Annotated in this window: 24 protein-coding genes and 1 pseudogene; 2 read left to right on the top strand and 23 right to left on the bottom strand. The window is 27.9% G+C overall.

Going from position 1 to position 26,973, the window contains the following annotated elements; translation table 11 throughout:
• Nucleotides 1–427: 427 nt before the first annotated feature.
• The 3 genes from AC4PG3_RS12085 to AC4PG3_RS12095 all read right to left on the bottom strand — a co-directional run bounded on the left by AC4PG3_RS12085 (nucleotide 428) and on the right by AC4PG3_RS12095 (nucleotide 3,454).
• Complete coding sequence (locus tag AC4PG3_RS12085; protein ID WP_492196878.1) at nucleotides 428–637, bottom strand: hypothetical protein; 210 nt, start codon at nucleotides 635–637, stop codon at nucleotides 428–430.
• A 149-nt stretch (nucleotides 638–786) separates the two neighbouring features.
• The gene (locus AC4PG3_RS12090; protein WP_492196879.1) at nucleotides 787–2,157 is read right to left on the bottom strand and encodes an APC family permease; all 1,371 of its coding nucleotides are present in this window, start codon (nucleotides 2,155–2,157) and stop codon (nucleotides 787–789) included.
• A gap of 79 nt (nucleotides 2,158–2,236) precedes the next feature.
• Nucleotides 2,237–3,454, bottom strand: a complete 1,218-nt coding sequence (locus AC4PG3_RS12095; protein WP_492196880.1) for a MalY/PatB family protein — start codon at nucleotides 3,452–3,454, stop codon at nucleotides 2,237–2,239.
• Nucleotides 3,455–3,649: 195 nt separating this feature from the next.
• Between AC4PG3_RS12095 and AC4PG3_RS12100 the strand changes: the two genes are divergently transcribed.
• Nucleotides 3,650–4,348 carry a helix-turn-helix domain-containing protein gene (locus tag AC4PG3_RS12100; RefSeq protein ID WP_492196881.1) on the top strand — a complete coding sequence of 233 codons (699 nt, stop codon included), beginning with the start codon at nucleotides 3,650–3,652 and terminating at the stop codon, nucleotides 4,346–4,348.
• Between the two features lie 812 nt (nucleotides 4,349–5,160).
• Here AC4PG3_RS12100 and AC4PG3_RS12105 read toward each other — a convergent pair.
• The 15 genes from AC4PG3_RS12105 to AC4PG3_RS12175 all read right to left on the bottom strand — a co-directional run bounded on the left by AC4PG3_RS12105 (nucleotide 5,161) and on the right by AC4PG3_RS12175 (nucleotide 22,153).
• Nucleotides 5,161–6,060: a nucleotidyl transferase AbiEii/AbiGii toxin family protein gene (locus AC4PG3_RS12105; protein ID WP_492196882.1), complete on the bottom strand. Its 900-nt coding sequence runs from the start codon at nucleotides 6,058–6,060 to the stop codon at nucleotides 5,161–5,163.
• Nucleotides 6,060–6,653: a type IV toxin-antitoxin system AbiEi family antitoxin domain-containing protein gene (locus tag AC4PG3_RS12110; protein ID WP_492196883.1), complete on the bottom strand. Its 594-nt coding sequence runs from the start codon at nucleotides 6,651–6,653 to the stop codon at nucleotides 6,060–6,062. Before AC4PG3_RS12110 ends, AC4PG3_RS12105 begins: the two co-directional genes overlap by 1 nt.
• 570 nt (nucleotides 6,654–7,223) lie before the next feature.
• Nucleotides 7,224–8,039, bottom strand: coding sequence for a hypothetical protein (locus AC4PG3_RS12115; protein WP_492196884.1), 816 nt, complete (start codon nucleotides 8,037–8,039; stop codon nucleotides 7,224–7,226).
• Nucleotides 8,040–8,227: 188 nt separating this feature from the next.
• Nucleotides 8,228–8,350 (bottom strand): hypothetical protein, encoded by a 123-nt coding sequence (locus AC4PG3_RS12120; RefSeq protein ID WP_492196885.1) that lies wholly within the window; start codon nucleotides 8,348–8,350, stop codon nucleotides 8,228–8,230.
• 792 nt (nucleotides 8,351–9,142) lie between these two features.
• Nucleotides 9,143–10,513: a 23S rRNA (uracil(1939)-C(5))-methyltransferase RlmD gene (rlmD, locus tag AC4PG3_RS12125; RefSeq protein ID WP_492196886.1), complete on the bottom strand. Its 1,371-nt coding sequence runs from the start codon at nucleotides 10,511–10,513 to the stop codon at nucleotides 9,143–9,145.
• 11 nt (nucleotides 10,514–10,524) lie between these two features.
• Entirely contained in the window at nucleotides 10,525–11,847 is a 1,323-nt protein-coding gene (locus AC4PG3_RS12130) for an ATP-dependent DNA helicase (RefSeq protein WP_492196887.1), read from the bottom strand.
• Between the two features lie 57 nt (nucleotides 11,848–11,904).
• Entirely contained in the window at nucleotides 11,905–12,483 is a 579-nt protein-coding gene (locus AC4PG3_RS12135) for a hypothetical protein (protein ID WP_492196888.1), read from the bottom strand.
• A gap of 44 nt (nucleotides 12,484–12,527) precedes the next feature.
• Complete coding sequence (locus AC4PG3_RS12140; RefSeq protein ID WP_492196889.1) at nucleotides 12,528–13,595, bottom strand: hypothetical protein; 1,068 nt, start codon at nucleotides 13,593–13,595, stop codon at nucleotides 12,528–12,530.
• A 268-nt stretch (nucleotides 13,596–13,863) separates the two neighbouring features.
• A complete protein-coding gene (locus tag AC4PG3_RS12145) occupies nucleotides 13,864–14,709 on the bottom strand; it encodes a hypothetical protein (RefSeq protein WP_492196890.1) in 846 nt (281 codons plus the stop codon).
• A 195-nt stretch (nucleotides 14,710–14,904) separates the two neighbouring features.
• Complete coding sequence (locus tag AC4PG3_RS12150) at nucleotides 14,905–15,081, bottom strand: hypothetical protein (RefSeq protein ID WP_492196891.1); 177 nt, start codon at nucleotides 15,079–15,081, stop codon at nucleotides 14,905–14,907.
• Nucleotides 15,082–16,273: 1,192 nt separating this feature from the next.
• Nucleotides 16,274–17,161, bottom strand: coding sequence for a hypothetical protein (locus AC4PG3_RS12155; protein ID WP_492196892.1), 888 nt, complete (start codon nucleotides 17,159–17,161; stop codon nucleotides 16,274–16,276).
• Nucleotides 17,162–17,610: 449 nt separating this feature from the next.
• Complete coding sequence (locus AC4PG3_RS12160; RefSeq protein WP_492196893.1) at nucleotides 17,611–19,371, bottom strand: hypothetical protein; 1,761 nt, start codon at nucleotides 19,369–19,371, stop codon at nucleotides 17,611–17,613.
• Nucleotides 19,364–20,647 (bottom strand): DNA methyltransferase, encoded by a 1,284-nt coding sequence (locus AC4PG3_RS12165; RefSeq protein ID WP_492196894.1) that lies wholly within the window; start codon nucleotides 20,645–20,647, stop codon nucleotides 19,364–19,366. Before AC4PG3_RS12165 ends, AC4PG3_RS12160 begins: the two co-directional genes overlap by 8 nt.
• On the bottom strand, nucleotides 20,629–21,942 hold the full coding sequence (locus tag AC4PG3_RS12170; protein ID WP_492196895.1) for a DNA methyltransferase: 1,314 nt from the start codon (nucleotides 21,940–21,942) through the stop codon (nucleotides 20,629–20,631). Before AC4PG3_RS12170 ends, AC4PG3_RS12165 begins: the two co-directional genes overlap by 19 nt.
• A complete protein-coding gene (locus tag AC4PG3_RS12175; protein ID WP_492196896.1) occupies nucleotides 21,935–22,153 on the bottom strand; it encodes a helix-turn-helix domain-containing protein in 219 nt (72 codons plus the stop codon). The genes AC4PG3_RS12170 and AC4PG3_RS12175 overlap by 8 nt, the downstream gene beginning before the upstream one ends.
• A 103-nt stretch (nucleotides 22,154–22,256) precedes the next feature.
• Between AC4PG3_RS12175 and AC4PG3_RS12180 the strand changes: the two genes are divergently transcribed.
• Nucleotides 22,257–22,784, top strand: a complete 528-nt coding sequence (locus AC4PG3_RS12180) for a hypothetical protein (RefSeq protein WP_492196897.1) — start codon at nucleotides 22,257–22,259, stop codon at nucleotides 22,782–22,784.
• Nucleotides 22,785–22,990: 206 nt separating this feature from the next.
• Here the strand turns inward: AC4PG3_RS12180 and AC4PG3_RS12185 are convergent, their stop codons facing one another.
• The 5 genes and pseudogenes from AC4PG3_RS12185 to AC4PG3_RS12205 all read right to left on the bottom strand — a co-directional run bounded on the left by AC4PG3_RS12185 (nucleotide 22,991) and on the right by AC4PG3_RS12205 (nucleotide 26,885).
• On the bottom strand, nucleotides 22,991–23,725 hold the full coding sequence (locus AC4PG3_RS12185) for a hypothetical protein (RefSeq protein WP_492196898.1): 735 nt from the start codon (nucleotides 23,723–23,725) through the stop codon (nucleotides 22,991–22,993).
• 30 nt (nucleotides 23,726–23,755) lie between these two features.
• Nucleotides 23,756–25,021 carry a hypothetical protein gene (locus AC4PG3_RS12190; RefSeq protein ID WP_492196899.1) on the bottom strand — a complete coding sequence of 422 codons (1,266 nt, stop codon included), beginning with the start codon at nucleotides 25,019–25,021 and terminating at the stop codon, nucleotides 23,756–23,758.
• Nucleotides 25,022–25,430: 409 nt separating this feature from the next.
• A complete protein-coding gene (locus tag AC4PG3_RS12195) occupies nucleotides 25,431–25,706 on the bottom strand; it encodes a hypothetical protein (protein WP_492196900.1) in 276 nt (91 codons plus the stop codon).
• A gap of 272 nt (nucleotides 25,707–25,978) precedes the next feature.
• Nucleotides 25,979–26,227: pseudogene (locus tag AC4PG3_RS12200) on the bottom strand (transposase); the annotation flags it as partial.
• Between the two features lie 103 nt (nucleotides 26,228–26,330).
• Nucleotides 26,331–26,885, bottom strand: a complete 555-nt coding sequence (locus tag AC4PG3_RS12205; protein ID WP_492196901.1) for a hypothetical protein — start codon at nucleotides 26,883–26,885, stop codon at nucleotides 26,331–26,333.
• Nucleotides 26,886–26,973: the final 88 nt, after the last annotated feature.

The following is a 26,973-nucleotide window of genomic DNA, read 5'->3' on the forward strand; positions in this document are numbered from 1 at the left end:
AAGTAGACATGTTTCGAAATACAAAAAGCCATCAAATACCATCTAAATATCCAATGGCTAAATTATTCCTCTTACTATATTCTATTGTCTTTCTAACTTCACAACTACCTCACAATGCCTTGAGAGGTCAATAAAGATGTCGTAAGGAGATAGTGGCCCCTTGGTGGTAGGTAACTTCTTATTAATTATACTTTTTCTTAAAAATCAAATTACTAAAAAGTTCATCTCCTCTAATAGTTAAATTATAATAAATATGAAAAAAGCCCTAAAGCTAATCGCTATAGAGCTGAAGGTTATTTCACCCTGACTATATTAAATTTTGATATTCCTTTCTTCTATCAACTATAGCATATATAGTAACTGCTTTATTTTCCTCATTTACTTTATAAAATATAAAATGTTTCTCTATAATGACTACTCTATAACCCTAATTTTTCAAAATAGAATATCTAGGTATACTTCCTGGGTTAGGAAACTCTTTTAAACGATTAATGGATTCTTCTATATTTTTATTGTTTCTGCCCACTAGGGATTTACGAAGATCATCTATAGACTTCTGCATGTATGCCACTCTTTCATTCTGAACATCCTCTGCTGCTTCTGCAAGAGTTCTTAGTGATTCTAGTTCAGCTTTCATTTACCTATAATCCTGCAGTCCAAGAATGGCTGTTGATATTAGTATATAGGGTATGGGCACAAAATATTATATATATAACACAAATGCCCCTACAAAATCTGGAAAATAGATTTTTAGGGGCATTACAACACAATTATAATACTTTAATATTAATCATTCAGTGCATCGTTTATTATTTCTAATTTATTTTTTTCCAAATCATTTTTATCTACACTACCATTTTTTAAAGCAATTCCAGAGAATATTAATGGAATAATAACTACAGCTGCTGCTACAACCGCATCCTGTGCTGTCAAATCTTTAAATAAAGTGAAAGCAATAATAAGCGCACAAATGCCTCCTAGAATACTTAAAAATTTATAAGTTCCTACAGAAATCTTAATTGACCTTCTTGCAAAGCTTTCTGGGTACCTATCAGGTATAGTAGCACATGCTATATTTAAGTAAGCATTTATTAACATCGTTGGTATCATAAGCATAGATATAGCATTACTAACACTCATACCTGTTAAAATAGGAATTAAAGCTACAACATACACAATTAAGAACATATAATATGGATAACCATCTTCGCTTTTCTTTTTGAAAGAATTTGGCAACCAACCATCTTCAACCATGTTAGAAAGTGGGTCTCTAATCATTGCTAAAACCGATAAGAATGACGAAATTATTGCACAAATACTTCCACCTAAAACAAAGTAATTAAATAATCCTCCAGGTAAAAATTCTCTTGCAGTTACACTTATATTTTGTCCTGCTACTTGCTCATAAGGTAAAATACCTGTCGCTACATAAGACATTAAACCATAAACTATTGAAACTATAACACAAGTTACAATTATTCCCATAGGAACTGTTTTCTTAGGATCTTTAGTTATAGAAATTACCCCTACAGGTCCCATAGTAGTCCCTTGACATGCCCATCCCATAATGGCAATTGCACTCATTATGCCTCCAAAGCCATTTTGTACAAAACCACCATCGTAAGACATATCAAAAAAATTGCTAGCATTTACTTGTGGAATTCCTAAAACAATAAATACTACTAAGGCTCCTATTAAAAGAAATGTTGCTATATTTTGAAATATTGTTATAATCCTGTTCCCTTTTATAGAAAGTAAGAAGAACATTGTTAATATTATAGCACTTGTTATAGTCCTATTAGATGCTAACACAGGCCATAATTCACTTAAGTAATCAGTTAAGGCTAATGAATATCCTGTAAATCCAAATGCCCAAATTACATTAGTCCATCCACCATAACCAGTTAAAATTGGTGGTAACAGCATACCTTTCATGCTGTAATCTCCACCTTTTACTTCAAAGATACCTGACATAGCTACGTTATACCAATAAGCCAAAAGCATATAAAATACACAAATAACAGTTATAGGTAAAATAGATCTACCTGTTTTTTCAATGGCACCACCTAAGGTAACAAATATTCCTGAGCCTACCGCCCCACCCACTCCAAGTCCAACTATGTTCCATAAACCTAGTTGTTTATTTTTTTTCCCCATAATTACTACCTCCTAATATCAAATTTATTTCAAAAAAATTAAATAATATTGTATCGATATTATTTAATAGACCTCACAATTAAGCATTGATCTTATTATTTACTGCTTCTGAGATTCTTTCTAATCCTTTCAATAACATAGCTTTAGGCATAGCTAAATTCAATCTAATAAAACAGTCTGAATTTTGTACAAACATTCTTCCGCCTTCTAATAAAACCCCTGCTTTATATGCGAAAAACTCAGATAAATCTTCTTCAGGCTCGAAATATTCACTTAAATCAGCCCAAGCCAAATATGTAGCTTCTGAAATTCTAAATTTAGCTTTTGATAAGTTTTCTTTTAAATATTCTTCAGTTATTTTAAAGTTGTTATCTAGATATTCTCTTAATTCTTCTAACCAATCGTCTCCGGATTCATAAGCCCCCATAGCACCAGCAATTGATAATGGATTTTCAAAATTAATATGAGTTTCATTCCATTGTTTTCTTAATTCTTCGTCTCTAATTATTAAATTTGAAAACATTAGTCCAGCTGTATTAAAAGTTTTACTTACTGCCATACATGTAATTAATCTTTTATAGTTTGGCATTACCTTGCCAAGAGGTATGTGTTTTTGACCTTTTCTTAATAAATCACAGTGAATCTCATCAGAAATTACCCACAAATTATTTTCTTCAATAATTTCCGCTAATCTTTCTAATTCTTCTTTTTTCCACACTCTACCTGTTGGATTATGCGGATTGCAAAATATTAGTAATTTAGTTTTTTCATCTGACGCTTTTTTGGCAAAGTCTTCATAATCTATTTCAAAATAGCCATTATTATTAATTAAATCTGAATGCACTGCCTCATTCCCATTAACATCCGCAGAATATTGGAAATATGCATATGAAGGTGTTAAAAATAATAATTTTTCATCATCTTCTAGTAGATGACCGGTCAAATCATATAACGCAGGTATAACCCCATTAGATGTCAATAACTCTTCTTCTTCAAATGACCACTCATATCTTCTTTCACACCAAGATCTAAATGCATTATAATATTCATCAGAAAATATTCTAGTATATCCTAGAATCCTTTTATCTAATCTCTCTCTAATCTTATCTAACACACAATCAGGAGTGGCAAATTCCATATCTGCAACCCACATCCTTATAAATTCGTTGTCTTCATAAGGAAATTTCATTGAGTCATCATCATCAGATGCTGCAAAAATGTAACTTCTAAAACCATCTGTGTTTAAAGCATTAGTATTTCTTCTTTCAATAACTTCATCAAAATTGTATTTTTTCATAATTGACCTCCTTTTTCTTTTAATCTATCATTAATAAATATTATTTACAAAAACATTTTCTTTCTTGAAAATAAACGACTTTTAAAAGAACTTGATTTATACGACATTTTTATATAAAATATGCTATAATATATTTTAATAATCATTTGTGGGCTTATTTCAATAACTAACTTGATTTATAAGAAAGGATTGTATATGAGATCTAAACATATCGGTAAAAGAATAAAAGGTTTTAGAAAAATGAGAAACTTAACTTTATCCCAACTGGGATATATGATAAATAAAAGTGAGTCTACTATTTCAAAATACGAAAGTGGAAATATTATTATTGATTTAGAGACTTTATATGATATTTCTGACGCGCTAAAAGTTCCTATAGACCAATTAATATATGTACCTAGTACAGAAAAAGAGAAAACAGAAGAGTATATTCCTACATTTTTTGATAATATTGATATCATATATTCTTATTATTATGACGGAAGAAGTGATGAATTAATTAGGTGTATAATGGAAATTTCAAACTATTCTAAGGGTAATAAAAAGAAAGTATATTTCTATATGAATTTTAAAGATTATAACATCTATCAAGATTGTGAAAACAAGTATCAAGGATATATTGAACATTTTCATGCACTTACTAATATAGAATTAGTAAATTTAGACACAGGTATGGAAAAATCAAATATAAAAATACTTGCTACTTTTTTAGATACAGATTTAAGATGGGGATTATACAATGGTTTCTCATTTAGGCCAATGATGCCAGTTTCTTTAAAAATGCTATTTTCAAGAAATAGATTAGAAGAAAATGGAGAATTTATTAATAGTTTAAAGATTTCAAGAGATGATACAAAAAATTTAAGGCATTATAATATGTTTTCGACAACTTAAATAGTCTGAATATTTTATAAGTTACAATAATTGCTTTGCATATTATTGCTTTTAAAATCATTATTGCTAAGAAAGTTGCTTGCATGGTTAAAAAAATATATGAATTAGCTTTAGAGAGGATTTCAACTAGAAAGATAGCTTAATACTTGAATGCTTAAGAAATTGATATTCCTGCCATAAGAAATCTCCAATTAATGCAGGAGAAGGAGATTCCAAAAACCTTAAGGAAATCAATAGAATGAGAAAAGAAAAACTAATAATAAGTAAACATCTGTTAATAAAAAGCTTTAATGAGATATTTTAAAAGTCTATAATGATAGTAATAAAATCTATAATGCCCCAAAATTCGTAAAGGACTAAAAGTATTGGATATGAGAACATCAGCGTAAAATTAGTCCAAAGGCATATGAAAAAACTAGGTATCAGATTAATAGTAATTAAAAAATATAGACCTCAGAAAACTATTAAAGTTTATGAAAAAAGTGAAAACTTGGTAAATAGGAACTTTCCCACAACTAAACTAAATGAAAAAGAGGTTCACAATATGCATCAAAAGAATATGACAAATTTGTAGGCCAGCATAGCTTGCTTAAGATTTTGAGCCTAAGATTGGCGGTGAAACAGAAGAAAGCCTAAATTTTTGTCCATAGTATTGACTCATATCTACAATTTTAAATGGATATGTTCTTAAACCATTGATATTACTTAATCTAGTTGTCTCTGCAACTTCACAATTATCTCAACATGCCTTGAGGTGACAATAAAGATGTCATAGCTTGATATTACTCCCTTGGTGATAAAATTCATATCTCTCATTTATCATATTTTCTTTTTTTAGAATCCCATTTTTGAAAGAATTCATCTTCCTCAAGAATCGACTCATAAGGTGGTGATATAAAATTAATAATTATATTAACAACATCTATAAAATCTAATTCATAATTTAATATCTTTTTACAAAAATTATCCCATCTTTTCTGAACTTCTGTATCTTTCGTTAGCCTAAGAATATCAGAAATAGAGCCTTTCTCATATGCTCTTCCTCTATTTGTTAAAGTTTCATATAGTGCTTCTTGCAATTTCCTTCCTTCAAAATCAAATGTTGTTGCTATATAGTATATGTCATAAAAATCCTTCATTCTACCTGTTAGTTCCATAAGTGAAATAATCGCATCTATCTTTTCTGCTATTGTTGATTCCAAAGAATATGTGAAAATCTTAGGCTGGTCAAAATCTGAAAGTAACACTGGCAAGATCCTTTCTACTGGTGAAGGAATTATAATATCTCCAACACCAAAATCTATACTAAAAGGAGTTCTGGTTCTTCCAATAATTCCAATGAGATTTATCCTAACACCACTATATTCTTTGAGTTCACTAATTACTTCTAAATTTCTAATTTGAAGCTCAATAAAATCATTTTTTGTTTCTACAGAGATAACCTCAATAATAAGCTTTTCTATGGTATTTAGATCATTAGAATAATTTTCCAGCAAATAATCCGCATCAATTGTCGGTCTTGATGTAAATTCACTAATTGAATATAAGAAATAACCACCTTTTAGAATTAAATTAGCTTTAAAATTTGACATAGCAAGCCTTCTAATGAATTCCTCCTGACAAAATAAGTTTAATAATTGCTGTAATGAAATACCTTTTTTCCTTGATTCATTTTTGAGTCTTACTAATATTGATTCTGATTTATTTTTCATTATAACCACACTCCAATATATGTTTGGACCTTATTCTTTAGATTTAATAACTTGGAATATTCTAGGAGATTTTTGATATCCTTTTTGGGGTCCTTTACATATCTTTGAATAGCATTACTAAATACTTCTCTTTCTATTTTATTTTCATACCGCAAAACATCACATATGGTCCGATCCCTATTAAATACTTTAACATCAACATTTTCTATTTGATTTATATCTACTCCTATATCTAAAAGCTTTGGCTCCATATAGAATACATCTATTAATGGATAATCTATTTTATACTGTCCTTTTTCACTATTTCTATCTACAGCTATTTGCCATGATAAAGGTATTCTATCAGTATATCCATAAATCATCAAAGCAGATTCTAGAAAGATTACTGCATTAGGAAATAATCTTGCTATCATAACTTCTTCTGGGTATATATTACTTGTAAGTTCATAAAATCCCCTTTTTATCCTTGCAATATCACCATTCTCTATTAATTTATTTATTTGTCTACTATAAAATCCTAGTTCATTAAGTTGGTAAGTTCTTAATATACCACCATTGTTTTCAAAAACTTTGAAAAGATCCTTTTTATCCATTTCCTGCACCTCCACATCCACACTCCAATTAGATATGTGGGTTGTTTAGTGCAATTATACCATGAAATATTATTTTAAGTAAAGCTTTTAATTCTTATAAAACGATAAACTATGATATCATTCTTTAGAAAAATTTATATCTATCAGTTGTTCTATTCCTTCCAAGGATGTACCATACATAAATAATTTTGTCATTTTTCTCATTCCTTTCTTTCTGTTTTTGGACACAAAAAATAGCGAAGTCTATTTGGTCTATTGACCAATCTAAAACTTCGCCATTTGTAGTAATCTATTTAGTTTTATATAAAAAGAATCACCAAGATTTTTTTATATCTTAGTGCTTTTATTGATGAATTATTATTTTTGGGTTTTACTTAATTATATTTTATAGCATGTTAAGACAATCCCATAAAACAAAATGAAAGAGTTTTAAATTTTAAAACCTACTCTGTCTTCCTGATACCAATGATTTCGCTAGTTTTAAGCAATTTGTCATAGTTAGCATTAAGACAAGCTTAATATATTTATTACATCATAATCATTTTTAAAGTTTAAAATAAATAAGTATATTTATTTTATACCAGAATCTTTAAGTTTTCCATATTTCTGTGTTAACTCCATTTTCATCCATGGATAAATAATACTACCCGTTGGACCAATTAGTGGATTATGACGTGTTTTAGCTTCTGTATAATGAGTACAAGTCTTTCTATCAGATGAATACTTATCATGTGAAGCATTAATTCCTAAATCTTCCCAGTACCCATAAACATTCATATAATCATCAGAAGTCACAGAAGTTATTACACCATCACTATCATATTTCCATTCTAAATAAGAGTTTAAATCCATTATATTAAGCCCAAGTGCATTTTCAAACAATAGACTAAACGTAAAATCCTTGAATCCTTCTGATCTTATTACATTATTATCTTTATCAGAAAAAAATGTATAGTCAAAATTTAGCAATTCATTTTCTTTAATTTCTTTATATATATTTGGAAATTGATATTTAATTTTATTTTCCACAACATCCTTATCCCAAATGATAAAAGAACCATTTTTTTGATCTTCAATTGCCTGATATAGATTATCTTGCATCATTCTATACAACTCTTCATTGCTATAAATATTTTTTAAATTTTCCATTGTTTTCATATTATGTTTAATTGAAATATTATCTGTTGTTTTTTTATTCCTCTTATCTCCTTCATATACCTCCACTTCAGCAAATACGACTGTTTCTTCCCACTCTTCCAAATCAAATGATATGATTTTTTTGGAATTTGTAGGATCTGCATATGCTAAAGTTGATGATAAAATAAGACACAACAACATTATAACACTTAATACTTTTTTTGTACTTTTACTGCTTATGCTTTTCATCTTATCTCTCCTCTCCCTTATCATTTATTAAAAATTACCCTTCATAAAATCTTTTACCCTCCATAAGAACATTTAAACATGAATTATGGTAAATTATCCATTAAACACCACCATATACAAAGTAGTTACTGCATCTTAGATCTTGATGCTTATACTTATTAAGTAAAAATATCAAAAATTTAAAACCTTTATTCATTATTCTTGACAATAATCTCATAGATTTCTTTTAATCGTTCATCGATTCTTTCAAATCCTTGTTTTATATTCCATACTAGGATTGCTAATAAGAATATTAATATAATACCTTCCATCTCAATACCTCCCTTTCAGTTGATATCTATAAATTCAAAAACTTTTACTATCCTTACTTACATATGGTTTCAAAATTCTAAAGGATCAAATATAAAATCTAAAAATTATATTTACTTTGATTTATTTTAATTCTACTAATTTCTTATTGTGTCAAACTCATATTAGCTAAAATTAGACCTTCTAAATATATCTTAAATATTGGTGAGTTTGTCATAATTTATGATAATTTTAGTTACATCTAATATAGATGATGTTCACTAAATCAATTTTTATCATTCTCAATATTTTTTTTATGAGTCTTATAAGCAGCTAAAAAAGCTAAGATTCCTACAATTCCACTAAAAAAAGTAATTGCGCTTAATCCTTGAATTCCCTCCATTGAAAATCTTTATAAACACCGCCATGTTAAAATAAGTCCTAAAAATATTTTGATATTTCTATCATTTCTTAGTTTATTTTTCATAGAACACCTCGCTTTTATTTACTTCGCTATATAATACTTATCTACATTATATAAACTCTCTTTAACCTATAAATCTACTAACATATTATTACATATTTACAACTCTCATTTTATCATTTATACCCAACTTTACTCGTTTTACCTAATGTCATCTATAAAACACCCCTAAAAACAAGGTGAAAAAGGGTCTTTTTTCACCGATTTTCGACCCAAATTTCGTCCTCAAACCACAATACATCATCAGAATTGCTGCTTCATCCGTAGAATGTACCCAATCAGCCTTCGCTATCGCTCGCCTTCTTGGACATTCCTGACATGAGACGTACATCTACTTACAACTCGCTTCGTTCCTTGTAAGCAGTGTTACTACTTCAACATGAGGTGTTCTACTAAACATATCCATAGCCTTAGCCTTTTCTATCCTATATCCTCTTTCTTCAAACACCTTTAAATCCCTTACTAAAGTTATAGGGTTACAGGATATATATACAAATTTTTCTGGGTCAAAGTCTATTATTTTATCAATAGCCTTAGGATTTATACCTTCTCTTGGTGGATCTATTATTATTAAATCTGGTTTTTCTTCTACATTTTCTATAGCTTTTAATACATCTCCTGCTATAAATTCTATGTTTTCTATACTATTTAACTGGGCATTTTCCTTTGCCTTTTCTACTGCTTCTTCTACTATTTCTATGGCTACCACTCTTTTAGCTACTGGTGCCATTATTTGTGCTATGGTTCCTGTACCTGAGTATAAGTCAAATACAATCTTATCATCTATATCTCCTGCAAATTCCCTAGCTATAGAATACAATTTCTCAGCACCAAAGGTATTAGTTTGAAAAAAAGAAAAGGTCGATATTTTAAATTTAAGGCCTAGTATCTCTTCTACGATATAATCTCTTCCATATAATAGATCTAATTTGTCTGCCTTTACCACATCTCCCATACTGTCATTTAAAGTATGGAATATACTTGTTATTTCTCCTTTGTAATCATTTCTAAGTAAAACTTTTAAAAACTCCTCTACATCTAAATTATCTTGAGTAGTAGTAACTAGATTAATCATAATTTCTTTAGTAGATAAGGCCTTTCTTATAACTAAATGTCTTAAAAATCCTATATGAGATCTTCTATTAAATTCCTTAGCCCCTATACTTTGAAAATAATTTAAAACTCTCTTTCTAATCTTTGTAAAATCACTATCTACTATATTGCAATCATCCACATTTACAACTTCATAAAATCTTCCTTTTTTATGCATACCAAGTGCTAAGGGCCCATCCTTATACTCATCTCCAAAGGTATACTCCATTTTGTTTCTATATCCTTCTGGATTAGGGTTTTCTTCTATTCCTAAAAAGTTTACATCTAACCCTTCACTTTCAAATAGATATTTTAGCTGTAATTCTTTTAGCTTTAGTTCATTTTTATAATCAATGGATTGGTAGGCACATCCTCCACAATTTCCAAAGTGTTCACATCCCACATTAGTCTCTAGAGAGGATTTCTTTACTACTTCTAATAATTTAACTTCCATATGTCCTTTCTTCTTTTTCTTAACTCTAGCCTTTACTATTTGACCCTTTATACCACCCTTGAACTTTAAATTTTTATCTTCAAACTTTCCTCTTCCTTTATTAGGAAAACCTACTTCTTCTATTTCAAATTCTATTATTTCATTTTTTTTAACCATGTATTTCACTCCTAATCTATATTCTTCCAAAATTTGTTTAATATGTTTTTTAAATACACTTCATTTTTTACATTCTTGTTTTTTCTCCATTCTCTAGGAAATAGGCTTCTATACTTAATTGTTCTATACCTTGTATCTATAAGTAGTATAGCTCCCTTATCTTCTGGACTTCTTATTACTCTACCAGCTGCCTGTAATACTTTATTCATTCCAGGATAAGTATAAGCATACTCAAAGCCTTTATCACTTTGATTATTGAAGTAATCCTTTATTATATCCCTTTCAAAGCAAATCATAGGTAACCCTACTCCAACTACCACTACTCCTATTAATTTATCTCCTGTTAAATCAATTCCTTCAGAAAAAATTCCACCCATAACTCCAAAGGCAATTATATCATTTTTTTCATGAAAATTATTTAAAAAAGATTCCCTATCTTCTTCAGTCATATTACTTTCTTGTATAATTATATTTAAATCTTGATTTTTCTCTAAAATTAATTCATAGACAGTTTCCATGTACTTATAGGAAGGGAAAAATATAAAGTAATTACCACTCTTTGTCCTAATAAATTCTTCAATATATTTTACAATGTCTACATATGAATTCTGCCTATCCTTATATTTAGTAGAAATTCTATCGCCTATCATAAGACATAAGTTTTCCCTTGGAAATGGAGAACTAAGAAGTATATGATAGTCATCTTTATCTCCACCTAATAAATCCATATAATAATCTATGGGAGATAATGTAGCTGAAAATAGTATACTGCTTCTTCCTCTATTCATAGCTTGCTTTAAAACATATGAAGGATCTACACAATAAAGTTTAAATATTATATCTCCATTTTCTATTTTTATATATACAATATAGTGTTCATCATAGAATTCAGATATCTTTATAAAGCTTACTAGATTAAAGTAAAAATCTAACACCTTACTATAGTCATCGTGGGATTTTTCTTCTATTAAAAAAGGTTCCAAAGATCTTATTACTTTTTCTACAGGTCTATATAAATCTGAAATTTCTTCCCTTTGATAATATTCTTCTTTATAATCTAGATATAATTCTAATTTTCCTAATTTCTTTTTCACCTTATTTATTTGTCTATAAATCTTGGGGAATTTGTCTTTAAATATCTCTTCTATTTCTATAAAACTATTTTTATTTATTTGGGCTGAAAACATCTCCCTTGATCTATCTACTAAATTATGAGCTTCATCTACTAAAAACACATAATCCTTATCAATTGTCTCAAAAAATCTTTTAAGATGTACTTGAGGATTAAATACATAATTATAATCTGCGATAAGTCTGAATTTTAGATTTCCCAACTAATTAATATTATAAAGGAAATTAAAAAAGTAATTAGTTCCATATTTCATATAATGTTATTCTATTCTTTTCTTTACTCTAAACAATTTTTTCAAGTAGTATTCGTTCATTTCATCAATAAGAGATAAAATGTACTCATGAAGCTCATAATACTTCTTGCAATTATCCTCTAAAAAAACAGCTACTTCCGCATTTCTCATTAGTTCGGATACTTTATCTTCTTTGAATTTCTCAGAAAGCTTTATTAGTGTTTGTTTCTCTTCTGCCCAGGCACCTTCAATTCTCAACCTCATTTTATTAATATTAGTTAGTTTTCTATGAAAAGGATTTAATACATACTTGTTTATATCAATTTCAGTAATAAGGCTCACTAATACACTTTGTGATTTTCGAGGAGACTTATAATCATTAACATTATCTAATTCCATAATGTAAATTCCTTGGTTTGTAAGTTCAAACGAATATTCTCTAAGTAATGGAATAATAATACTCAAAGATTTAATTTCAAGTTCTAACTTCATCCGTTTTCTTTCGCTAATTATATTAACTAAAATTGTTAATAACCCTCCTGCAAATACACCTATTAAAGTTGTTATAATATCAGTGGAAAATTGACTACTCCATAGCTCTGCCATACTTTTTACACCCCATTTAATTAATTCAAAGTAATTCAATTGAATCAAGGATCAATTTCTACTTCTCTCCGTATATTATCTTGACTACCTTCTTCTTTTACATTTGATTTTAAATTTGTCATTTGCTCCAAAATTAAAGGAATTAAAATTACAGTACAAACTAATTCGAATATATCCATAACTGGTTCCTTAATTCTTAAGTTAGTTAACTTCAGTTGAACATAAGTTATAATTACAGAAATTATCAACATTAGTCTAAACCATTTAAATACAAATAGAGAAATAGTGCTACTTGTTATATTTTTTATAAATATAATAAAATGTCTTATTATGAATATCATTACTAATAAGATGTGTCTAATAAAAACCCATATAATAAAAATAATATTACTTACTATAGCAATTAATAAATCTATTAATAACATTAATATTCGTTTAAATTTAAATTCCTTATGCTTTTGAAATAGAGAAAATTGGTAAAGAGACCAATTACCATTAATAATTAAATCTATTATTTTATTAGGATACTTATAATTTATTTTATCATTTATTAAACGTATTAATTTTTTTAAATATTTTATAGTTATAAAAATATTACAAATTCCCAAAAAACTTAAAAATGTTATCTTAATCAAATATAAAAAAACAGCAATTGTTTGGAAAGCTAAAATGCTTTTATTAGAGATACTCACAAGTATAGTGTGTAAAACGTCATTAATTTCTTTAGAACCAAAAAAAATGAATAATAGTAGTGGTAGATTTATAAATGCTTGAATTTCATCTTTATTCAATTCATTCTTTTTTAATGCTTTTATATAACTCCATAATATTATAATAGTTGCTCCTATAGGTGCTATATAATAAATATAAACCAATTTAAGAAGCTTTATTTTATAGTAAACTCTTTCTATAATAAAAATAAAAATACTAAAAAAAATTATAATATGAATTACATTAATCCATCTTTCTCGCCGCTTAAAAATTGTAATTTGGTCTTTATCTTCATCTACACTTAAAGTAACCTCGATAACTAGAATTAGACCGTTAATCATAATAAGTGATAAAATATATTTGTTAAGTCCAGTATCTAATAATAAATCAAGAATACCCATACTTAAACATCCTCCCATAAATAACGCATCATATTGGATCCACGACAGCGAATATTCACACATGCTTTATCCTAAATTAACCACTATTTTACATCTTATAAAATATTCGATACGGTTTTTACATTATTCTTTTAGTTAATGATTTCAATTTCTGACTGATCAATTCTTTCTTTCTATCATCTTTCTGAAGTATGAACCTTAACCAATAGTTTGATCTACAATTACCTTCAAAACTTATACAATTCTATTGGATATACAATTGAAGATGCTAATTGAATAAATTTTCTATTGGGGATGGGTATAAGTTCCCAGACTTATTATAAATATATGTCCACATACTTCTAAAGCTTGTTAAATTTATTGGAGACATTATAGTATTGAGTTTATCAATTAAGCTCCGATTTCCCAAAAATCTTATTATTGTAGATTCATCCATATAAATAAGTCTATATGTGATTATATTTAGAACATCACTATCCAGTTCTAATGTAATAAAATCAAAATAATAATTTATTTCTACATCATCTAAGAAACTTTCACTTTGAATTAGAAGGGTTATAGTTTGTATAAAATAAATATAAATAGAATCTAATCCTAGACCAAGGTAATTTTCTTCTGTATTAAGACAACCTAGATATATTGCTTCGTACAACATTTTATTGATGTCATAAGAAGATTTGTTAATATCATTATCTAAATTCTCACATTGCTTTGTAATCTGATTATTAATTAATTGAATAACATCTTTAAAATGCTCTGGTTTAGATTGTATAATATTATTGTAAGATTCATTCATCTTTTCTAGTAATAAAAAAAATGTATTATCAAATCTTTGCAAACTTATAGTTTTATTTTGCCGACTCACTTCTTCTTGCATTTTAATGATTTCTTGTTTTTGTACTTTCAGCTGCTCTTGTTGTACTTTTAAAGTAGCTAAAACTAGATATACCGATGCAAAGGTTATTAATGGTACTAAGATTCCTGCTAACCAATAAGCAATCTCTATCCAATTCCATTTTTGGATAGCATATGATATTGTTACAATCGCTATAATTAAAATCATTGAATAGAATATTAATTTTTTTGAAAAATTTTCTAAATTTTTGTCATTCAATTTTCATCTTCCCCTTAATTATAATTAATATATTTGAAGGCCTAAGTAAGTATTGCTATTATAAATACCATAACTTAATCTACACTTCACTGCCATGTACATTGATTTATCATCAGATCTGAGTCGTCAAATATCTTCATCATCAAAAAAATGTTAATCCAATCACAATAATCTATAGTTTCCTAATGAGCACTCTTACTCCATATACTCCAAAAATACATTATATAACCCCGCTAGTCCTATAGGATTTAACTTGTCCACTCTCTCAATTACAAGCTTCTTGCCTTCCTCTGTTAACTCATCAATATCTTTAGAAACATCTGCTAGTCTTTTAGCTTTGAATAATAACCTCGTATTTTCTAACATCTTCATTTCAACAAATCTATACCCTGCTTTAACAAAACTAACTGCATAAAAGTGGATATACATTGTATCAAGATAACTAATCAAGTCTTTGACTTATTAAGATGTTACCCATTTCCTACTATATCTTTTTACTTATTAGTATTGGTGTCGCGATAGTCCTTATATATTATATATAAAAAGTGCTGATTGAAGAAAGTCAAGTAATTGAATAATTAAACCCTCCTTAGTTTAGGTTCTTTCTAATATGATTTTGTACATAACTAGATTTAAATTACTTAATACTAAGAATATCATCATTTTAAATATTAATATTATATATATTCTCCCGAACTCCTTCTTTTAAATAAAATAATACCAGTACTATTAGTCCTGACCCTCTGTCCGATTTTTTCAAAAACAACTTTAAATCTTGTCAATAGTTGTCAAACAACAAAAATCCTTGTGATTATTGAAATCACAGGGATTCTTTATAAGAATAGATGATATGACTCAAACTCACGACCTTCAGAGCCACAATCTAAATAAATGATAACCCTATTTTCTACCAACTCTGTGTACCCTTTGATATCATTGGGTTTCTTGTGTTCGATTTTTGTTCTCTTCTTCTATCTTTTGGGCTTTTTTAGTACCCTTAGTTCCCATTTGTACCTACTAATTGTCCACCAAAATCGATAAACGACTTATAAAATATAACATGATTACTTCTTTATGTTAATACCTTTTTCTACATTTTTTACATAAGTATTAAAGTAATCAATCTAAGTGGAGTAGTGTATCATTTATAATCATGTCCCAATATACTTTTAAAACTATTTATAATCTATAACTAAACAGTGTGGTGACAATTTTAGCTGTTTATTTAATTCCACTAAAATTTGTCTCAAACAACTCATTGAAGTAATGAAAACCTATAATATTATCACTGTTAGCATTCATTATCATTTTTCCAAAAAACCGTAAAAATTATTATGTTACTAATTATTGATGATATAAACTTTGCTAATCCCATTGGGAAGATAAAAATCTTTTTCACTTTTATTGTATATAACAGTTCAACTATTTGTGTAACTGCTGGAATAGAAAGCATAAGGGTAAATATCTGAGTTAATTTATTAAATTTATTTTCTCTATTTTTTCTTGCATTTGCCTTCTTTTTTCCTGAATTTCAGAGCTTAATTTTGTAGCTCTAAAATATTTCTCAAATATTTTTTTGCATTTCAGTATATAAAAAATTAATTCTTAAAGTCTCTTTTATATGTTCAGCAATTTGAGCCTTGTTAGGATTATAAAATTCATATCCAATATCCATCTTAATAGCATACAAATACTTGTCTCTAAATTCTATAAGTCTATCTAAAGTTATATCACTTGACAAATCAATATTTTTTAGTTCATCTTGTGCTTCGTATAGTTTACATCTTTCATTTAAAAAATGTTCTATTATTGCATATATGGGAGTAAAATTTCTATTATTTAATTTATATTCTGGTTCTTTAATAAATAAAAGATAATCATTTGATAGTAATATCATTTCGTTTTGATCTACACTTAAATCAAGCATTCTAGGGTATACATTACTATTAAAATTACACAAATCATCTAATCCTTCAAATATTATTTTTATTTTGTTTATTATCTTCTCATCTACTTTTCTATTAGCTGACAAATTATATACACGGAAATATTCTGAGTTACTTTTGAACTCAACTTTATCCTCATTTGTCGTACTATCTGAGTCATAATTTATTGACAATATTTTAAATATTAATTCTTTATGAATATTAAAAGGATTTTCATAAATTATATTTAAAAAATCTTCTTTTGTAATATAAACAAATGGATTATTTGAATCATCCAAATAGCCGATATCTAAAATTTCTATTAACAATTTGTCAAGTTTAATAAATTTAATATCCTTGAAAAGCCCGAAAAAGTCATCTGTCTCTAGCAATATAGGGATATTTATTTCTGTATATTTGTGCATGATTCCACAATAACCATTATCATATATCGATAAAAATGCTTCTACTTTTATCTCTTTATCCTCTTCTTTAATTATTGCAAAACTTGGTAAACAAATACGCATTAGTTCAAAAAATGCAACCCTACCTCGCAATGAATATCTATCGTAAATTAGCAATTCATCACAAGTAATGCATTCATAGTCATAATCATATTTTTTTCTAATTTGATATAGATATCCTGTAAACTCGTTCTTGCAGATGGAACTTTACTGTCATAGTACGGATTAAGCAAAAACTTGTATAGCATGTCAATTAATGCAGCAGGCTCATCATTAATATAATACTTCACAAAATAAGTAGTCAAATAATTTTCTATTCGAATTGTGGGGTCTATTGTTCTCACTTCCTCTATATAAGATTTACTTATCTAATTTTTATATGTAATTTCCCTATATAATATGTAGCATGCTTAAATCATACTCTAAGCCTATTGATCAGTATTCTACAGTTAAATTAGCTATTCTTAGTATTATCAGAAATAAAGCTTAGAGAGCATTAATTTGCTCCCTATCTATATAAATAAACTAGACAATTTATCTATCATTTCTTGTTTACTTTTTACTGTCATAATGCCTAATAATTCACTATCAATTATTGACACAAATGGGATTTTTTCTTTACCAAGAACTGTCTTTATTACTACATGGTTTCTCTGATGGACAATAGGTGCACAAAATATTCCTTTTACTTGTATGCTATTAGCCATCTTATTTTTATAAAGCTTTATATGATCTGGAACAGGAATTACTTCGGCTGTTTGTTGGCCCGACTTTGATTTAATAGTTGTTAGTTCAAGTACATAATGCGTGCTATCTATTATAAAAATTATGTCTGGTTGACCAGTCTTCCCACCAGGAGCTTGCACAGGAAGATTATATTTTCCAATCTTTCCATTCCATATAACATCATCTATATAGTTTTTATCCTTTAAAGCATTTAAAAACAAAAAGAATAAATATTCATATTGTGCTCCTCTTAGTGAAGAATCTGATGTTTTATCTATCCCTAATCTAGTTTTTAAGACCCGCAATTTTTGCAACATTTTATCTGTAAATTTTTTTGACTCACTATGATCTAATATTTCTTTGATTAATTCATCTTGATCCATTTTATCATACGATTTATAATCTTTTTGTCCAAACAATGGATCTATTAACGAAACTTTTTGATGTTTCTGTGCTATAAATTTACTTTCATAAATTTGAATATTCTCATCAATGCTATATACTGATAATTCATATTCTTCATTTATAAAGACTGGAATGTTAATTAGAGAGTTTTGATTTACCATTTCAGTTTCTATGATACCGTCATTACTATGTTGTAATTCGATATATACCTCAACGCTACTATCATTATTAATTGACAATATTGTAGGTGTATATAGTCTTTCAGGCTCGCCAATATATGCAATCCATAATTCCAAATTATCTTTGAAGTCATAGGTCTCTGTCTCATTATATAAATCTAAAATATTATTAACTATACTCTCAAAACCATTTCTAATACGTATTGATTGCTTTTTTCTTCCATCCTCTAATTTATGATAATATTTTTCAACACACCCTGTAGCACTACAAAAAGTCATAAAATAACTTGAACTTGGAGCTTGTTTTAAAGTTAAGTTTCCTTCAGAAGTATTGGAGTATTTTTCTATTAAAGATTCTTGTTCAAAGTTTTCTAGTTTCCTAAAATTTTTTATTTCTTGTATCTTATATTCTAATTGTGTCATATCATATGTATGAAATACATACATAGCAATTTCTTCTTTTGTTAAAAACTTTAAATCTTTAAGCATGTAAAGTACTGATCTAAAAGGGAAAACAAAAATTTCTTCACAATTATCGATAATTGTAGGATTTGTAATTTGTAGTTTGAGCATTTGTTCCCAAATAGACTCTGACTCATCTATGGTCTCACCTTTAGTTAAGGATTCTATATGTTTTAACTCACCCTTATGTCTATTATAAAATTTATAACCAGCTTCTGTTATCCTAAGAGTAGTTGGACTAGTAGTATTATCTAAATAGGTAAAACCTAAATAATTTACTGATGCTAATAGAGTCCTCATACCTTGCGGTGCTATTTTTGAGCCACTCCTTGTAGCACCTAGATTCTTCAATTCTAGATTTAGATTATCTTGTTTTTGGGGATTCCATGTAGTACCATCATAATTTCTCTTAATAATTCCATGTATCAATGCAAGCATTTGATGAACATTAGATCTCTTTGGTATAAACCAAAGACGCTTGCTCCTATCCTTTTTAGCCAATTTTATCGCCTCCTTTGCTATCTTTTTTAAGGACTAAGACATTATCTAAATTCATTTTACCACCTTTCCCACCTCTAGGAATTCTAATGTACGAATTTTTAATTTCATAAGAAAAATGTTCTGTATATGAATATCCTACTTTTTCAGCAATGTCTTTGATTATTTTCCAGCTTTCAATATCTACTTTTCTAATTGTGCTGTTCCCTATAACTATTATATAGATTCCTTCATTATGCAAATGTTCTCTTACATTTATTAAGTTAGTTTTCATATCCTCAAAGAATTTTTTTACTATATAAGCTCTTTTTTCGTCTACTTTTATTATTTGGTCGAAGCAAACTTCTAACATTTTCGAATATGAAAATATATCATGACCCTTATTTTTTTCATTTTTTAAATTAAATCTTTCTGTACCAACATAATTACTCTTAGATTCTAAAATATCTTTCTCTGATAAACGTCCTGTCCATAAGTTTTCAAGCCTTAAAGTTCTAGCATAGTCGAAAGCATTAATATATGGTGGTGATGTTATTGCTATATTTGCCTTAAATTCCGTTTTTGTATCTAATGCATCTCCGTCAGCTATCTTTACTGTATTTTCTAAATTAAGTTCACAAATGTCTTTTATCATTTCTAGATATCTATAATATACTTGTTGGAATTTCTCCCATGCATTTGGTGGATTCTTTTTTATACGTTTTGAAACATATGGCTTAGGAGAAATATCGTCAGCATTTGAAACTGGTTTTATTATAGATAGGAAAACTACTTCCAAAAAAATCCTAGCAACTTTATTATTAATTCTATCAATCAATGTTTTTAATCTGCCTAGTATATTAATACATTCGCTTGTAAACCAATGCTCCAAATTGTTGATATCTGGTACAAAAACTTTAATACTTTCGTCATCAATTTGGTCTAATATACCTAAAAATTCTTTCTCTATAATATTTATAGATTTCTTCGTATATTTTTGTGTTTTTGCAATAGTAATCTTTTTTGCTATTAAATCAATTTCAGTACCTATGGCATCATAACCTCTATTAATTGCTTCTAATGCTGTGGTTCCAGAACCTAGAAATGGGTCAAAAATTAAATCTCCTTTTTCAGCATATTTTTTAAGAGCCCACCTTGGAATTTCAGGTATAAACTTGCATGGGTATTTAAATATCCCATGTGTATAATTATTTGGATTATCTTGGGAAATAGAATATATTTGATGTTCAAGAATTTTCTCTGGAAGTTTATCAACTATAATTATTCTTTTTTCAGACATATGATACTCTCCCTTAGATATTTTCTGTTAGTCAATGTTATTTCATACTGTTGTGAACTTGTTATAATAAATCTATCCACAATTATTTTATCTACTGTAAAACCTACTTTCTTAGCGTAATTAGCTAATAGTAAATCTGTCGGCAAAATAATCCCACCATATGATGAGTTTCCTACAATAATAGTACAAAATCCATCATCGACTAAAACTTCATATAAACCTTCTATTAATTCGAACATCTCACTAAAATATTTTTTCAACATTACTGGGATTTTGTCGCTCCATAGCTTCCTTCCTTGCAGTTCATTTAGTAATATATCAAGTTCTGATATACTTTTGAGTCGTTCTAATTCTTTAAAACTATTCTTGGTTAAGCCATTAAGGTGTGACCTTAGAGATTTATTTCTCAATATTTTCAAATCTGAATACTCTTTTACAAAATCTCCAAACCATAATTCAAGTTTATAGATTTCTGTGTAGTCAAAACTATTAGCATATGGTGGTGAAAAAATTACTCCTTGTATGGTATTTGGAGAAATAAACTCATTTAGTCTTAATGATGATTGGTTAAAAATCGAACAATTAAAGCTTCCCAAGTTATACTCTAAATCTTTTTCGATTTTCTTAAAAAAATCCAATAAAATTTTATCTACATCTTCAATAGAAACTACATTCATTTTACTTAATGCTTTCTTTTTTAGTCCATTTCCAGCTTTTCTATAGTTTGAAACAGGTTCTATTGAAGATAACCAAGCTAAATACAAAAGATTTTTTACATTTTGAGAACCTTTATAGCATTTAATTAGGTGCTTGATTGTTAAAAAATAATTTTGTATTTTTGGGTTGAATATATTTTCTGCTATAGATAGTTTGGGTAATGGTTGAACCACCTCAATATTCATTTGTTTGGATTGCCTTAAAATTGAGGGATAGGCATTAGTAAATTCTTCCTTTTCACCTAATGTATAATTTGTTAATTTACATTTTGATAAAAAATTTGAAAATGGATTTACTTCGAATCCTATGCCATCAAATCCTAATTTATTAGCCCCTAATAGAGTTGTTCCCGAGCCTAAAAATGGGTCTAAAATAATACCTTCTTTATGATTGGTAAATTCATTAATTATTTGCTGTACTAAATTTATAGAGTACCCTTCTTTATAACGATACCATCTTTGTCGTTCTGTTTCTGATTCCTCTGAATAGTTAAGCATACTTTTATAAGTCGCATTCTCATTAGTTGGATATATTACTTTCATATTGCTTTCTAAATTTTCATATATGTTTTTAGTCAATGTCTATTCGATCCTTTCTATACTCAAGAATTTCTGATATATCACATTGGAAATATTCACAAATTCTTCCTAATACCTCCATACTTACATTCTCGTCTTTTCCTAACTTAGCAATTGTAGTTGTACTTAAACCAATTGCTTTTTGTAGATCAGTTTTATTCATCTTTTTATCTATAAGTAATTTCCATAGGTTATCATAACTAAATCCCATATTGCTCTCCTCCTCCTATATCTTTATGTTTTTAGAGAAAAACTCCATGTTTAAATTATAACATGAATACTGATAAATAACGACAACAAAATGGAATAGCTTAATGGAATGCTTACATCAAATAGTAGAATACGGGGTTGAAGAGGAACCCATTTCCGATGAAGAAGAATACATTAAATTAGTGGAGTCTTGTGATAAAAATCTACAATTTAACAACATTGAAGACTTATTTGATTATAATATTAGAAACTATAATTATAACAGGTATATTAATTATAGTGTATATATTCCCGACAATCTTTCAAAACAAATCAAGGACTACATTGATATACTCTCTAGAGTAACAAGTAAAAGTAATAATCTATTCATCGATTACAAAGGAAGTTCCATTAAGGCCAATTATGGAATAAATAATTGTATACAAACTATTACTTCAAATGGTACTACTACTAAAATTGTTATGAAAATGCTTCAAGAAGGAATACCAGGGATTATAATTGAAGAGTTTACGGGTAATAAAAATGACATACTAGATTATTGCCAAAACAGAGTATATGAACTTAGTAATTTTAAAAAAGATATCTTCTTAAAATCAATGGTGTCCAATATTGATGTAAATAAATATTTATAATAATTAACATGCATCTTAAATACATGTCCTTTTCAAGTGTACCCCATTGAGTACATTTAATTTTATAAAAAATCTATGGTTTTATATGATTTAATGGGTTATAACTTTTATAAAAGTGTACTCTTGTCTTGTCTACTCTAAAAGTACACACGGAGACTGGATATTTTTATACCATATACTCATACTTCGTGTATTTTTATATTGATTTATCTATTCATATTTAACTTATACTCTTTAGTGGATTCCTCCATCATTATCCAATAAACCACTATATCGATTAATCTTTTTAAATCTTCTAAGTCTTTGTCCTCCCATTTTCTTTCATAGTGTGTTTCATCATTTCCTAACCATACTGCCCTTTTAGCCATCTCTTTTATATTCGAAGCAATGTCATAATCTCTAATGCAATTTCCAAGAAACTTACCCTTTATTTTTTTTTCATTTTCAGGGTTTAAAAGTATTAAATAATTTTTAATTAAAAACTCTAATACTTTTCTATATCCTGGCCCACATATTTGTTTTAGGTTTGTTTCTTCAGCTATTTTGGCTTCCCTATAAATCGATACAAAATTCTCAGAAATCTCGGATATTTTATCATCAAATTTAATTGAACTCGAGTTTATTGAAGCACAACCAATTTTATACCCAGTATAATCATGCCTGTCCATTTCATAATAGTTAATAAACACTTCATTACAATCATTATTTGGGCATTTATAAACAATAGATATTATCACTTTCGTCATTTCTTTATTCAATCTAGAATTTATCATTAATACTATTGGCTGAATTGATAGACTACAAACTGGACAATAATCTTGATTGTATTCAATAACAATCTCACTTATATCAATATCATCCAATTCATTGAAATTTAAATTACCATTAAAATTTATGTCTTCAAGAGCATTCCCAATAATATCATAACATTTTCTCTTCATAAATTTACCCCCTAATTTAATAACCAACTTCTAATAATACTCATTATGATAATAATAAGACTCCATCTCTGATCTATATTCTGATTCCATTTCAGCTTTCCATTCATTATGTTCAGACATCATAGAGTTAACAGCGCTTAAAAATGATAACAATTGCCCAAAGAAATTATTAATATTATCCACATCAAACTTTTTTCCATCCCTAAAATAAAAATTTAAATGTTTATCAGTGGGGTAGCGAAATTTGTCTGATGTTCCATCAACGTTATTAAGTTGAGTAATATAACTTTCTACATCTAAAATAGTTGTATCATCCTCTGGTGCGTTTGCATGTTCTTCCACCTCAGTTTTTATTAAATTCCATAAACCTACAACTTTGTGTTTTTTCTTATGGATGTGTCTTAAGGCTTCATCTAATGTTAAAGAACTTTCTTCATATAATATCCGCTTTAAAGATAACTCTACAGCATTCCTGTATAAGTAACACATTGGGATAAATAAGGTATCCTTTAACTTGTTATTTTTACAAATCATATTATATAGATATTCTGCCGATTCTGTATATGCCCTTACATAGGGATAAAACCTTTCTAAACTATAGCTATATCCAACCACACTTTGTCCATAATAGCTTCCACCCTCTTCAAGAAATGTTGGAGCATAACTATCGTAATAATCCGATTCTCCATATTCTTCTTGATAAATCTCGTCAAGAATTTCAAAAGCTACTTCCATTTTATTTGCAAAAGCTTCTAGATTAATATGTGTTTGTTTCTCAAATAAAAGTTTGATTGAATATCTCCTTTTAGTCTCAAATCCAAAATCCACTTTTTCAACGAATATTCCAAATGGGTATCTAAACCCATCTGATTCTTTATCAATTACATCAATATCATTAAAATAAAATCTAATCCATTCATGTCCCTCTAGGTCCTTGTCAAAATAACCCTGAATGAAAGGTGTAATATAAGACAAAATTTCTGATAGATTATGAAAAGTCTCTTTAAGAAACACCTTCCTATCTTCTAAAGGGACAATATATTTAAATCCTATAGCTTTTAAAATTAATTCCAAACTTTGACGATATAAATAGGCCAATGCAAAGAAATATATATCTAGTTTACTTATATCGTTTCTTTCAAAAAGGTATTCTGTAAGGCAATGTGCAGCTTTTTTAAACTTTATCCCGTATTCATAAAATTCTTCATCTAAATTTTTGTCATTTTTTAAATTTACAATATTTTCTCCATTAACTTTGAAAAAACTTGTATCAGATATTGGCCATTTAAAATCCAATCTAGTCCCCCCAATTTTAAGTTAATACATCCTCATATACCAAAATTCACGCTACATAGAATTTCAATAATAAATCTCTTACTTCTCCTAAGTCAATAACTATATACTCATGCCATTCTAACCCTCAATATCCATACATTTAATATGCACTAAAATAATCTTATCAAGCTACTTACCTTGACTAATCTATTACTTTATCCAATTCTTCTCTTAACTCTCCTATCAACTATGCATGCACCTTAATTATATAGGAGATCGTGAATAAATGGTCTATTATAAGGCAACTATTGGTCTTAAAGTAGACTTTGCTGGTCTAATGCGAAGGCAATACTCATGTACCCTCTCTTAAGGGATTTATCTTTATGTAAATATAAAATAAAGGGTAAATTTGAATGAGCAAAAAGACCTGTTAAATAGGTCTTTTTGTAAGTATTAATATTACTTTCTTATCAAAGTCACTACATTTCTTAATAATCAACTGTAGGTCAATCTTTATATTTTTAAAGTCTATAGCAAATATACTACTTACAATAAAAACATTTGAAGTATAAACATGTGCAGAGTATTTATTCTTTACAAAAAAATCAAGATTGTTGGGGTTATTAATAATTAAATTAAAAAGTACTAACCCCATTCCAAGTCCTATAAAAAACTTCAACAAACTCTTTAATATTCTGTTAATCATAAAACCTCTCCCTTATTCTAGATAATACCAAAAATACCCAAATAGGTCTATAAGGTTCTGAAAAATATTAGAAGAGCAAGTGTCATAGAAAAACATAACACCCTGCGTAAATAGGGTGTCAATTCATAAAACATTATAGTTTGAGTAGCAATAACTTCTTCTCCTCACTTTGTTTTTTAATTATTTCACATCTTAAATCCCAATACATCTAAATCATTTCTGAAAATCATAAACTTAAATATTTATTTTTTGCCAAGTAGTAGGGCGGCTTTCTTTAAAATGTCATTCTCCACTTCAAGTTGTTTAACTCTTTCTCTAAGATTGATTAATTCTTTATCTTCAGCGGTTAAGTTATCTTCAATTTCAAATGAACTAGATGTATTATATCTAAGAACCCATGTCCTGATAGTTGGAACAGATACACCGTACTCACTAGATAGACTTCTGTAGCTATGCTTGCCTTGATTATAGATACTCACTAGCTTCTTCTTAAAATCTTCATTATATCGCTTTATCTTCATAAAAGTCTCCCCCAAAATTTATTATCTTGTGAAAAACAGCTTGAGGTATTTCCATATTTAGCATATTTCTCACTTATGTGCTTCAAACATTTCTTCATTATTATCATTTTTTTCTATAATATTTGATCAAAGCCCTATATAAATGGTTAGGAGTCCGGTATCTATTGGTAATCTCATCATATTGACATCTTGTTAAGTCAGTTAAAATTTCAACAGCTTCATCTATATTAAACAATTGTCTTTCCCTAATTTCAATTAATCCATTTATATTTCCCAAAAATCTTTTGTTCTTATTTTTCTTACTTTTTGGATTAATAATTGTATAATACTTATATCCTTTAAATTCTAGCTCATATAAGTATTGTATTATTACTCTATTATCCTTAGACGATATAAATCTTTGTATGTAAAATCCATTAATTTTTATTAATCCAATACTATATAAGTATCTATAGGTATGATGTAAAAGCGTATAATATTTGGTTTTAAGCTCGTTTATATGATTTGCTGAGTCTAAGTTCCCTTGATTAGTCATTAGTTTTGATATGTCTCTCATTTTAAGACATTCATTATCTAGTGACGCTATTGCATTTGCAACTTTTTTACCAAATTTCATTTTTTGATTGGTATCTGAATTAACAGCATCTACATCGTTCAATTCACTTACCTCCATTACTTAAGATAGTAATTTGCATATCACTACTTATCAATAATTTAAACCAAAATTACCTCAATAAATAAATCTA

Source organism: Tissierella sp. QWL-11 (assembly GCF_058683765.1).